This window comes from Pseudoalteromonas sp. APC 3358 (assembly GCF_030408075.1).
Classification (GTDB): domain Bacteria; phylum Pseudomonadota; class Gammaproteobacteria; order Enterobacterales; family Alteromonadaceae; genus Pseudoalteromonas; species Pseudoalteromonas arctica.
The window spans coordinates 109,742-120,814 of record NZ_JASDCE010000002.1; the positions used below are offsets into that span (position 1 = coordinate 109,742).

General features: G+C 38.3%; 11 protein-coding genes. 5 read left to right on the forward strand and 6 right to left on the reverse strand.

The features are described 5' to 3' along the window. Positions 1-170 precede the first annotated feature (170 nt). The gene (locus QL995_RS03195) at positions 171-338 is read left to right on the forward strand and encodes a hypothetical protein (protein WP_232785140.1); all 168 of its coding nucleotides are present in this window, start codon (positions 171-173) and stop codon (positions 336-338) included. 450 nt (positions 339-788) lie between these two features. On the opposite strand, the gene QL995_RS03200 is transcribed toward QL995_RS03195, so the two are convergent. Next, positions 789-1,868 (reverse strand): mechanosensitive ion channel family protein, encoded by a 1,080-nt coding sequence (locus QL995_RS03200; RefSeq protein ID WP_290292696.1) that lies wholly within the window; start codon positions 1,866-1,868, stop codon positions 789-791. A 117-nt stretch (positions 1,869-1,985) separates the two neighbouring features. Between QL995_RS03200 and QL995_RS03205 the strand changes: the two genes are divergently transcribed. Continuing rightward, the gene (locus QL995_RS03205; protein WP_007582878.1) at positions 1,986-2,939 is read left to right on the forward strand and encodes a YihY/virulence factor BrkB family protein; all 954 of its coding nucleotides are present in this window, start codon (positions 1,986-1,988) and stop codon (positions 2,937-2,939) included. A gap of 3 nt (positions 2,940-2,942) precedes the next feature. Here QL995_RS03205 and QL995_RS03210 read toward each other — a convergent pair whose 3' ends face one another. Continuing rightward, positions 2,943-3,830 (reverse strand): LysR family transcriptional regulator, encoded by an 888-nt coding sequence (locus QL995_RS03210; RefSeq protein ID WP_010554286.1) that lies wholly within the window; start codon positions 3,828-3,830, stop codon positions 2,943-2,945. A gap of 89 nt (positions 3,831-3,919) precedes the next feature. Continuing rightward, the gene (locus tag QL995_RS03215) at positions 3,920-7,024 is read right to left on the reverse strand and encodes an EAL domain-containing protein (protein ID WP_010554287.1); all 3,105 of its coding nucleotides are present in this window, start codon (positions 7,022-7,024) and stop codon (positions 3,920-3,922) included. A 201-nt stretch (positions 7,025-7,225) separates the two neighbouring features. Between QL995_RS03215 and QL995_RS03220 the strand changes: the two genes are divergently transcribed. After that, the gene (locus QL995_RS03220; RefSeq protein ID WP_010554288.1) at positions 7,226-8,068 is read left to right on the forward strand and encodes a pirin family protein; all 843 of its coding nucleotides are present in this window, start codon (positions 7,226-7,228) and stop codon (positions 8,066-8,068) included. Positions 8,069-8,089: 21 nt separating this feature from the next. Then, on the forward strand, positions 8,090-9,064 hold the full coding sequence (locus QL995_RS03225; RefSeq protein ID WP_290292708.1) for a glutathione S-transferase family protein: 975 nt from the start codon (positions 8,090-8,092) through the stop codon (positions 9,062-9,064). A gap of 3 nt (positions 9,065-9,067) precedes the next feature. Here QL995_RS03225 and QL995_RS03230 read toward each other — a convergent pair whose 3' ends face one another. Genes QL995_RS03230 through QL995_RS03240 form a run of 3 tightly spaced genes read right to left on the reverse strand, consistent with a single transcriptional unit; the run spans position 9,068 to position 10,112 of the window. Next, positions 9,068-9,310, reverse strand: a complete 243-nt coding sequence (locus tag QL995_RS03230; RefSeq protein ID WP_290292711.1) for a hypothetical protein — start codon at positions 9,308-9,310, stop codon at positions 9,068-9,070. A 10-nt stretch (positions 9,311-9,320) separates the two neighbouring features. Then, entirely contained in the window at positions 9,321-9,767 is a 447-nt protein-coding gene (locus tag QL995_RS03235; RefSeq protein ID WP_007582900.1) for a hypothetical protein, read from the reverse strand. 6 nt (positions 9,768-9,773) lie between these two features. Then, positions 9,774-10,112: a hypothetical protein gene (locus QL995_RS03240; RefSeq protein ID WP_007582901.1), complete on the reverse strand. Its 339-nt coding sequence runs from the start codon at positions 10,110-10,112 to the stop codon at positions 9,774-9,776. Positions 10,113-10,609: 497 nt separating this feature from the next. On the opposite strand from QL995_RS03240, the gene mraZ reads away from it, so the two are divergent. Then, the gene (gene mraZ, locus QL995_RS03245) at positions 10,610-11,068 is read left to right on the forward strand and encodes a division/cell wall cluster transcriptional repressor MraZ (protein ID WP_007582904.1); all 459 of its coding nucleotides are present in this window, start codon (positions 10,610-10,612) and stop codon (positions 11,066-11,068) included. Positions 11,069-11,073 lie beyond the last annotated feature (5 nt).

The following is an 11,073-nucleotide window of genomic DNA, read 5'->3' on the forward strand; positions in this document are numbered from 1 at the left end:
TCTAGCGCCAATTAACTTGGTCGGTTGACACCGAATTTTATTTTCTCTTATTGAGCGCTGTTCTGCGTCGGTAACTTTCATCTTCGCAAACTGAAGGCAAAAGAGTCAAATCTTAACTTCATACATCAATGATCTAGATTTATAGTTTATTGCTCATTGAGTTTATTATTATGTCTAGACCACTACGAATAGAGTATGAAAATTCGTTTTATCATGTGATGAATCGCGGAAGAGGGCGTGAAAACACCTTTTTGAGTGATGACGATCTTAAGCATTTTTTTTACTACATTGAGCAAGCAAGCTTTCGTTTTATATTGAAGTGCATTCGTATTATTTAATAACCAATTATTACCACCTACCAATAAAACCCCTGATGCGAACTTGGGCAGAGCCATGAAACATATTAAATATACACAATACAGATGGTGCACTGTTTAGAGGTCGCGACAAAGCGGTGTTGGTGGATTGTAGTAGTAACGAGACTAGACTAACTGTGGGCATCTGACCAAGTTAAAGAAATTGAAATTATGCTCTAGCAATCTCTATAACTGATTTTGAAAATGAGGAGGCTAGATTATATCAACAAATTTCAATAAAATTACAAGCAAGAGAACAAGCCAAACAAAGAGCAAAAGTCGGTTAATACCCTACAAATACAAAGCCTTTGCCTTTTCTTAAAGTACTTCCCAACCAGCGTTAATATATATTAGCATTTATTGCTTACTTTGGTGATTGGGTCGAGAGTATTAATATTGAGCTAAATATTAATATATACAACTTCAGCATCCTTAAATAATATTTTTCCCTTGTTCTGGATCGCGAGATTGCTCTGCTTGTTCACGTATTTCGTCGGTATCACTGCTTACATCATCAAGCGTTTTAGTTTGCTCAACAGTTTCACTTTTTTCGCTTTGTATTTGCGATGGTTGTTTTTCCTCTAAACTAGAAGCATTTTCATTAGGGTCGGTGAGTATAATTCTCTCTCGTGCGTCATCAGGCATGCTGATGTTTTGTTTTGTGAACTCATTGACTAATTCGCGCATAAGTTGTGAGGCTACTTTTAATGGGCTGTGTTGCTCGCTATTAACCCAAAAATATAAAACGAAGTTAATAGTAGATGAGCCTAAGTTTTTTATTAAAACTTGCGCAGGCGGGTCGCTAAGTACCGCATTTTGTTGATTGGCAATATCTAGGGCGAGGGTTTGTGCGCTGCGTATATCGTTATCGTAGCCAATACCAATTTCTACTTTGCCGCGCATTTTTGGATTGGCAGTCAGGTTTTTAATGGTATTTTTATATACAGTCGCATTGGGTATTTGAATATGATTGCCATCGTAATCAACAAGCGTGGTTGCTCTTGCTGTTACTTTTTTAACAATACCTAATCGGCCATCCACTTCAATTACATCGTCAATTTTAAAAGGTCTTTGTACGCTCAGTAATAAACTAGCAATAAAGTTCTCTGCTATGTCTCTAAAAGCAAAGCCGAGTATTAAACCTATCAACCCAGTCCCACTCATAATAGCAACAGCAAACTGAGTGAGCCCAGCTAAACGTAAAAATAAATATACCCCAAATAAAATTATTAGGGTGCTTATGCTGCGCCTTATGACTAGGTGAACAAGCTTGCTGTCAGTCATATAGTCAATGGGTTTGATTAGTAATCTAGAAAGTGGTCCTGAAATTAAGTAACTGAGTACCAAAAGCATTATGCCGAGTAAAATAGTGGGTAATATTTGCGCTGTTACGTGAAGTAATTGCACGCCTTGCTCATAAAAGAAATTCCACGAAAGTGTATCAACTTTGATCACGTCAGTTATTGGTGTTGTATTATTTAGCGCTACACTGCTTTTTAGGGTACCGAGCATGGCTTATCTTCCGTGTTAGAGTCATTTATAGATAAATATTAGCAAGTTTGGTACCAAACGCTTATAACTTGGCAAATATTTTGCTGTAGTAACGTAATAGAAATATTGAGGTTTAGAATGAAAGAAGCTAAACGAGGACAGCAAGCAGAGCAGCCTGCACATATCCCTTTTATAGGTTGGTGGGATATTGTTAAACGTATTTTTAAGCAAATGAGTGAAGATAACTTATCTATAGTGGCAGCCGGTGTGGCATTTTATGCGTTACTTGCTATTTTTCCAGCCATTGCGGCGATGGTATCGGTGTATGCGTACTTTTCATCCCCAACAGATATTAGTGAGCACTTAAGTAAAATAGTTACTTTGCTTCCACCAAGCACCAGTGAACTGATTTTATCTCAGGTTTCTAGCCTTGCTAAAACATCAAGTGCAAGCTTGAGCTTAAGTGCAATTGGTACGCTCATACTTACTATTTGGAGTAGTTCAAAGGGCAGCCAAGCACTTATTACTGCATGTAATATTAGTTATCGTGAGTATGAAAAACGCTCATTTTTTCAGGCTCAACTAGTGCGTTTTTTATTTTCGGTAGGAGCGATTGTAGTCGCAATTTTTGCGCTATTAATTATTGGTATTTTACCTATTGTACTTAATTTAGTGGGACTAAAAGAAAGTATAGATTTATTAATTAAACTCATTTCTTGGCCATTATTGGCTTTTACCTTTAATTTTGCATTGGTACTTTTATATCGTTATGCCCCACATCGTAAACCGGCTAAATGGCGTTGGATCACAATGGGATCGTCTATTGCTACCGTGCTGTGGATTTTGGCATCTATAGGTTTTTCATTTTATGTATCGCGTTTTTCTAGTTATAACGAAACGTATGGTTCGCTTGGTGGTGTAGTGATCATGTTGATGTGGCTGTATATCAGCGCTTATATAATCACATTAGGTGCTGTTATTAATGCAGCAACTGAGCAGCAAACAGGTAAAGATAGCACTGTAGGGCCGGCTAAAGAGCGTGGGCAGCGAGGCGCCTATGTAGCAGATCACCTCGATGTAAAAAATGAATAGCTATTAATTAGCTAAATTAGTAAGTGCAGTAATTTGCTCTTTAAACTCTTGTGCTGCAGGACCAAGCCTGTCGTTGTCGTTGCACATTAAATATAAATTAAGAGTGCGGGTTGTACCTTGGTCTAAATTAAGTGCAATGAGGGTTTGATCTTCAATTAAGTGTGCAATTTGTGTTTTTGGCAGCCAAGCGTAACCTAAATTCTGACTAACCATATCAATAGAGTTACGTAAGTGGCTTACTGTCCAGCGCATATCAGCACCTAGCCAGCCTTCGTTGTGACTGGTGTGGGTTGCTGAATCGCGAACTACTATTTGCCGGTGTAGCTTTAAATCACGAAAGTTGAGTTGTTCAGTATGTTGGTGTAATACATGGTCTTTATGCGCAACCGCTATAAACTCTATATCGCATAACGTACTGCAGCTAATTCCATAGATAGGAATTGACGAAATAGCTAAATCAACCACTGAGTTATGTAATAATTCGTTTGCACCTGTTAGCACGCTTTCTACTAAATCAATTTTTAAAAGAGGGTAAAGCTCACTCGTTTTAGCAAGTGCTTGGTATAAAATAGCGTGTGGAAAAACCTCATCAACAGCTATTTTTAACGTGCTTTCTACGCCTTCGCTTAGCGTACTTGCTACCGATTCTATTTTAGTCGCTTCTTCAATTAAAAACTCGGCTCTGCGTAAAATCAGCTTACCGCTATCGGTTAAAAATGCTTTACGGCCTTTTACTTCAAGCAACTTAATTTGCAAGGCGGCTTCAAGTTTTTGCACAGCATGGTGTACGGTTGACTGACTTTTATGTACAGCTGCGCTTGCGCCTGCAAACCCGCCATGATCCACAACCGCTTTAAACATTCGCCATTGCTCTAATGTTGCTTTTGCCATTTTTAAATCCTGTTACTACTTTATATCTGATTGCTTAACTTGACCGCGCAGACGCATTATTTATTGCGTAACAGTGATTTTTTGTCTATTTATTTTAACAAAGCTACTTTTTTATCAGCTAGAAGTGCCATAAAACTGCTTTTATTTAAAGGTCTTGAAAATAAATAACCTTGACCGTAATCGCATCCTGCTTCAAGTAGTAGCTGCATTTGTAATTTAGTTTCAATTCCTTCGGCGATTACTTTTAAGCCCAACTGATGCGCCATAACAATGATGGCTTCACACAATGCAAGTTCTTGGCTGCCTACTTGAATATTATCAACAAAACGTTTATCTATTTTTAAATAGTCGGTGTCCATTTCTTGTAAGTAAGCGAGCGACGAATACCCGGTACCAAAGTCATCAAGAGCAAGCTGCATACCTGATTTTACTATTTCTTTTAGGCGTCTTTGCGTAAGTGCTTCAGGGTTAACCATTAAGCCTTCAGTTATTTCTGCGACAATTGACGAAGCAGGCAGCTTTGCTGCTTTTAGCATATCGTACCATTCATCTATGCCACTCTCTGGCGTGGATAATTGCACTGGCGATACGTTTACACTTATTTGAAAAGTATCATCGGTTAGTGTTTTTATATCGTTAAGTGTTTGCAAAGCTTGGGCAAATACAAATTGACCAATTGCATTTATTTGCCTGGTTTCTTCAGCAAGTGGGATAAATGCGATAGGGCTAATTAGGCCTTTTTCGGGATGTTGCCAACGAATAAGCGCTTCAGCTTTATGGATATGTAAATCATTTAAAGCAACTATGGGCTGATAAAATAACTCAAACTGTTCAAGTTCTATGGCACTTCGTAAGTCTTTTAATAGCACCATGCGCGCGTGTGCATATTCGCGCATGTCAGCAGAGAAAAACTCAAAACAGTTACGACCATTACTTTTTGCTTTATACATAGCCTGATCGGCTGCCTTTAAAAGCTGTTCAGTATTTTCACCATCATTAGGAGCGCAAGCAATGCCTATGCTTGCACTAATAAATAACTCTTCGTTTTCAAGATGCAAAGCTGACGATAGACTAAGTAAAATATTACTCGCAATTTGATTAATATGGCGCGTACTTTTAATGTGACTAAATACAATAACAAACTCATCTCCCCCAATTCGTGCCACAAACTCAGCGTTTTTTGCCGACTGGACTATACGCTGAGATACGAGTTTTAATAAGTTATCGCCATAGTGATGGCCTAATGTGTCATTAATATCTTTAAAGTGATCAATATCTAAAAGCATGACAACCAATTGATTATCTGGAGTAACAACATTTGAAAATCGTTGATTTAATCGCTCCTTTAACTCTAAACGATTTGGTAAGTCAGTTAGGTGATCAAAATGAGCTTGTCGCCAAATGGTTTCATCAGCTTGTTTTTTTTCTGTGAGGTCTGTGAATATCGCGATACGACGAATAGGTGCGTTGTTTGTATCATAAATAGTATCGATTGTGAGCCACTCAGAGTAAAGCTGCCCATTTTTTTTACGGTTAATAACCTCGCCTTGCCAGCGGCCTGTTTGCTGTAATTCAGACCACATTTTATTGTAAAAATTCTTATCATGTTTTCCTGATGAAAGAATTGAAGAGGACCGGCCAATAACTTCTTCTTTACTATATAAAGTCGTTTTACAAAACGCAGGATTTACATCAAATATAATGCCCGTTGGATCGGTGATTGCCATGCCTTCACTACTGTTGTTATACACTAGTGAGGCAAGGTGGAGTGCTTCTTCATTTACTTTTCGTTGTGTTATATCTCGTAGCACAACAACGTATTCATTTTTACTTTGCATTGCGCTAATACGTGCTTCAAAGCTGCGTTTAGGATCTGATTTTTCGAGTGTGAATTCTAAATTGCTCGAAACATCAAGTTTAGATAACTGCGATAACAAAAGCTGAACATTGCTGTGTGAAAGTATTGATGATAAATGAGGTACTACAGTGCTGTTAGGATTTACTTGAGGCTTAAACTGTCCTGTTATGTTGAGAATATCGCCATGGATGTTAATTCTAACGTAACTATCGGGCAGAGTATTAAGCAAGCTAGTAAGCTCATCATGCTTGTTTTTTAAATTAGCTTCAGCTGTTAACCGAGTTTGCGCCATTGATTTAAAACGCTGATAGAGAGTATTTAGCTCTGGATTATTGGGTTGTATTTTTTGTGCGGGCATCTCGCCCTTAGCCAATACGTTTGTTGCATTTGTTAGATTATTAATTGGGTCAATAATGCTGGTTTTAAGTAGTTTACGTGCAATTAAAGACAGTATCAGCAGCGATAAAATAAACACACCAATCGCTATAAAAAAATTATTATTTATTTGCTTTAAAGCATGTGTGACAGGAAGTGCAATATGTATATTTAAGCTGTTATTACTTGGATCGCTGTAAATAACAGAGTGATGAAGCATTCGGGCTTCACCTTCAATGGATTTTATTTTTGTTGATGCCTCATTATCAATCGAAGAATCAGTTGCTAATAAAGTCTGTGCAATATTATCGCCAAGCGCGGCCGTTGTAGGTGGATAACGCGCTAAAATTTTTCCGTTAGAATCAGCAATTGCAGCAATAGAGCCTGGCGGAAGTTCAATGTCATTAAAAGCATTGTTCCACCAGTCAAGCGCAACAACGATAACTACAACCCCCTGAATTACATTTTTTTTATTAATAATAGGTAACGCAAAATTAAGAGTGTTTTTTTGCAGGCTTCGGTCGTGCTGAAAATAACCTACCGACAATTGGTTACTTTTTAAGGCGTTTTGGAAATACGCCCGATCGGCAATATTAATTGTTTTGGCTAACCCGCTTGTTGTACATATAACAATGCCATTTGGATCTATAATCCCGATATTGGCAACATGTGCGTAAATAGATCTAAATTGATTAAAATAATTAGGGCAGGTCGTTGCTAGATTTTCTTTCTTACTTTCCTCTTTAGCCAAATAACGTGCTAAACGGTCAATATCATCGACTAAGTGCTTTTGCTGTAAAATTAATTGCTTAGCAATATTTTCTACTTTTTTTTCACTTTGCTCAATAGAGTGATCGCGTTCAAGCAGCAGTGTAAAAATAATTACAGCGGTGCCCGGAATACTTAGCAATATAAGTAAACGATAAAGCTGATGTTTGAGAGAATAAGTAAAAATAACCATTCCTTAGTTTTGTATTTTGCAATAACAATTGTAGCCAAATTCACTCCAAATAACCATAGTAATTATAAGGTTGAAAATGTAACCAATGAATCATTATAGTTCTATTTTTTGGAATGTTAAGGTCGATTTAAAGACATAGTTGTTTTGTTTAATGAATGATTTAATAGCCTCATAAACTTATTCTTTAGAGTGAATTAAAAAATGAAAATATCAAAAATACTTACAGCTTATGCAACTCAAGATGGCGACGGCGTAAGCATTAGCCGCATACCAGGGTTTGATGGTAAATATTTAGATCCCTTTTTAATGATTGATGAACTTAAGTCAGACGACAAAAAAGATTATATGGGAGGCTTTCCTGAGCATCCGCACCGAGGTATTGAAACGTTTACTTATATTCTAAAAGGTGGCTTTGAACATCGTGACCAAATGGGTAACAGAGAAGCAATTAAAGCAGGCGATGTGCAATGGATGAGTACAGGGCGCGGCGTCATGCACAGTGAAATGCCACTCGCGGATGCTGTAGATGGACTGCATGGCTTTCAAATTTGGATCAACATGCCAAGCGCAGAAAAAATGCGTGATTCACGTTATCAAGATACTACTAAAAACCCAGCTCCGAGTTTTACAAATACGCAAGGTGTGACGTTAAAATCACTTGCGGGATCGTGGCAGTTCGAAAGTGAAACGCTTACAAGCGCTCTGCAAAGTTTAGCGGCTAATGCGGCGCTCGCTGATATTACATTACCCGCTGGTAAAAACATCTATTTAGAGCCTCTTAGCCAACAAAAAGTAATGCTTTATATTCATAGCGGCTCACTAATAATGAGCGACAATCAAACAATACCAGCGGGCAAGTTACTTATTTTGGAACCAGGCAGTGACATCAATATTAGCTCTGAGCACGGCGCTGGTGTTTTGGTTTTAGCAGGCGATCCACTTAATCAACCGATTGCTCATATGGGGCCGTTTGTAATGACGACGCAAGCAGAAGTACAGCAAGCAGTGCGTGATTATCAAAACGGCGAGTTTGGCAAAATTTAACGGTATTTTTAGGAGAGTTTTATGGGATTATTAGTTAACGGCCAATGGCAAGATAAATGGTACGACACCGATTCAAGTAACGGTAAGTTTGAGCGCGAAACAGCGCAGTTACGTCACTGGATAACTGTTGATGGTAGCGCTGGAATAACGGGCGAGGCCGGTTTTAAAGCTCAAGCGAACAGGTATCATTTATATGTGTCACTTGCGTGTCCTTGGGCGCATCGAACGCTTATATTTAGAGCGTTAAAAGGGCTGCAAGATTTAATTACGGTGTCGGTTGTTAGCCCTGACATGCTTAATAGTGGTTGGGAGTTTGATACGAAAAATCATAGTACTGGCGATGCATTATTTAATAGTAATTACTTACATCAAGTGTATACAAAAAATAACCCTGAGTATTCTGGGCGAGTAACGGTTCCCGTATTGTGGGATAAAAAGCTCAATAAAATTGTTAGTAATGAGTCTGCCGATATTATACGTATGTTCAATAGTGCGTTTAATGAATTAACAGGTAATAACGATGATTACTATCCTGAGGCACTGCAACCAAAAATTGACGAATTAAATACACTGATTTATCCAAATATAAATAATGGTGTTTATCGTACGGGCTTTGCTACAACTCAAGATGCGTATGAAGAGGCGTTTAACGATGTATTTAAAGCACTCGATACAGTAGAGGGGATACTGAGCAAACAGCGGTATTTAACAGGGGATAACCTCACAGAGGCTGATTGGCGATTATTCACCACGCTCATTCGGTTTGATAGTGTGTATGTTGGCCACTTTAAATGTAATTTACGCACAATTGAAAGCTATCCTGCACTGAGCGGATACCTTAGAGAGCTATATCAGGTTAAGGGAGTAGCACAGACAGTTGATTTTTATCATATTAAACGTCATTACTATTTTAGCCATACAATGATCAATCCAACACAAGTTGTGCCAAATGGCCCAAGTGTTGATTACTTATCTGATCACGGTAGAAATGTTTAACGTTTAAGCAAATAGCCTAACAAGCCAGCCGTATTTTCTTACCAAGCTGGTTTCGCCTTTCCCTGCTTGTACAGCTGCGCCGGCTAAAAAGGCACTTGTTAGTCCCACTTTAGTTGCGGCAAAACGCTTTAGTCTATATTGAAACGCTGCATGATGTTGGCGTTTTAACTCACTGCGCGTGTCCATTTGCTTACTAAGAGCATCAACGTTTTTATTAGGTGCTTTGATTAAGTAGTTAACTAACATGATAATTTCCTTATAAGTTAAACAGTTGTTTTAAGCTTTTGAGCGTTTTACTAAAGCCAATTTTATTGCTTAGGTAAACTGTATTTTTCCAAAGCCATGCTAAACAAGCAACTTGCAGCAAAGCAGCTGTTGCAATACTCAGCCATACTGACCCAAAAACATCGTATACACCGTATCCAACAGCACCTAGAAATCCTGCCCACAACAAAACCAAACCACTGGCAAAACAGCCTAAAAATATAGTGATCAATGCAAGCGATCTAAGCGATAACCGCCATTCAGCTTTAGCAAGCTGATGGGTGATCTTTCCTTGAGTTTGGTAATCATCCTTGAGCTGCTTAGAGTACTCTAAAAGCTTTGCAATATGATCTTGCCAATCGTCCTTTTGGCTCTGCTGCTCAGTAGTTTGGTTTTGCGCTTCACCATCCTTGGCTGCGCTTGTTTGTGGGTTATTCATCACTGATTACTTACGACGAAATAGTGATGTAATCAGCATACCCGCAGCAAAAGCAATACCCGCGGTTGCTAATGGATTTTCAGAAGCAAATGCACGGGTTTTAGCTGTACATTCACTTAACTTTTCACGTGCGATAAGTTGTTTTTCGCTTAATGCATCTGCTGAGCTAGAAGCTCCTTTACGCACACTGCTTTCAGCTGTTGCAGCTTTGCTAGAAAGTGCATCTACCGCATCGTGCGCCGCTGATGTTGCTTTCTCTGTAAGAGGAGACTCAGTATTTGTTAGTTTAACGTCAGGCTTAACATCTGAAGTTGTGTTTGGTTTCGTATTTGTTGCAGTAGCCATAATCAATCCTTAATAAGTTAAAAAATTTAAATAGTGATTCAGATAATGCAATGATTAAACCAAAACTGTTGTTTATTTTAACTTGTTGAATTTATTGCTTTTACTGTGCATATGTAGCTTTTTTATATTTAGTAATTTAAAGCAAACAGTAACTATTACTACACGATTAGGTAAATTTTACAAAGAGAGTAAAAATGCTTAAAAAGTTGTAAATATTCATTGGTTATTCAGTAAGCAAAGCGTGTAAACAAAAAGTTATAAAAAACAGAATAAATATTTTTTCCATCACAATCCCACTTTTTCCCACGTAATTCAAACGCTTCGCTTGAGCCCTTATTTTTTCTAGCTTTGGGACTTACTAAAGCTGGTCAGCTTACTTGACAAAATGGCTTGTCAAGCCCTAAACTGGAGCACTGTGGTAAAAAGTGGTTTTTAGTGGATCACACTGGATAAAAATAAACAAAAGTTGAATAAAACAATTTTAAAGTAGGTTTTTTATGTTTCGTGGCGCGAGTTCACTGAGTTTGGATGATAAGGGGCGTTTTGCGGTACCGACTAAGTACCGAGAATCTCTATTGTCTGAAGATCAGGGAACGGTTATTTGTACCGTCGCATTAAATGAGCCGTGTTTATGGTTGTATCCGTTGGCTGAGTGGCTCGAAATAGAAAGCCGTTTAGCTAAAATCTCCAATATGAACCCACGAGCCCGTCGAATGCAGCGTATGTTGCTCGGGAATGCTACTGAATATCAACTTGATAAAAATGGTCGAATTTTGCTTGCGCCGTCACTGCGGGCTCATGCATCACTTGGCAAAAAAATCATGCTAGTTGGTTTGATGAATAAATTTGAAATTTGGGATGAGGCGCGTTGGCACGAGCAAATGCAGCAAGATACTGAGCTTGAAAGGCTTGGCGATTTTGAACCTAACCAAGATTTAGATAATTTTACACTCTAACAGCA

Excerpts from the sequence above, each read along its gene's own strand:
- QL995_RS03195 (WP_232785140.1), top strand. The coding sequence starts at position 171 with ATGTCTAGACCACTACGAATAGAGTATGAAAATTCGTTTTATCATGTG.
- QL995_RS03200 (WP_290292696.1), bottom strand. The coding sequence starts at position 1,868 with ATGCTCGGTACCCTAAAAAGCAGTGTAGCGCTAAATAATACAACACCA.
- QL995_RS03205 (WP_007582878.1), top strand. The coding sequence starts at position 1,986 with ATGAAAGAAGCTAAACGAGGACAGCAAGCAGAGCAGCCTGCACATATC.
- QL995_RS03210 (WP_010554286.1), bottom strand. The coding sequence starts at position 3,830 with ATGGCAAAAGCAACATTAGAGCAATGGCGAATGTTTAAAGCGGTTGTG.
- QL995_RS03215 (WP_010554287.1), bottom strand. The coding sequence starts at position 7,024 with ATGGTTATTTTTACTTATTCTCTCAAACATCAGCTTTATCGTTTACTT.
- QL995_RS03220 (WP_010554288.1), top strand. The coding sequence starts at position 7,226 with ATGAAAATATCAAAAATACTTACAGCTTATGCAACTCAAGATGGCGAC.
- QL995_RS03225 (WP_290292708.1), top strand. The coding sequence starts at position 8,090 with ATGGGATTATTAGTTAACGGCCAATGGCAAGATAAATGGTACGACACC.
- QL995_RS03230 (WP_290292711.1), bottom strand. The coding sequence starts at position 9,310 with ATGTTAGTTAACTACTTAATCAAAGCACCTAATAAAAACGTTGATGCT.
- QL995_RS03235 (WP_007582900.1), bottom strand. The coding sequence starts at position 9,767 with ATGAATAACCCACAAACAAGCGCAGCCAAGGATGGTGAAGCGCAAAAC.
- QL995_RS03240 (WP_007582901.1), bottom strand. The coding sequence starts at position 10,112 with ATGGCTACTGCAACAAATACGAAACCAAACACAACTTCAGATGTTAAG.
- mraZ (WP_007582904.1), top strand. The coding sequence starts at position 10,610 with ATGTTTCGTGGCGCGAGTTCACTGAGTTTGGATGATAAGGGGCGTTTT.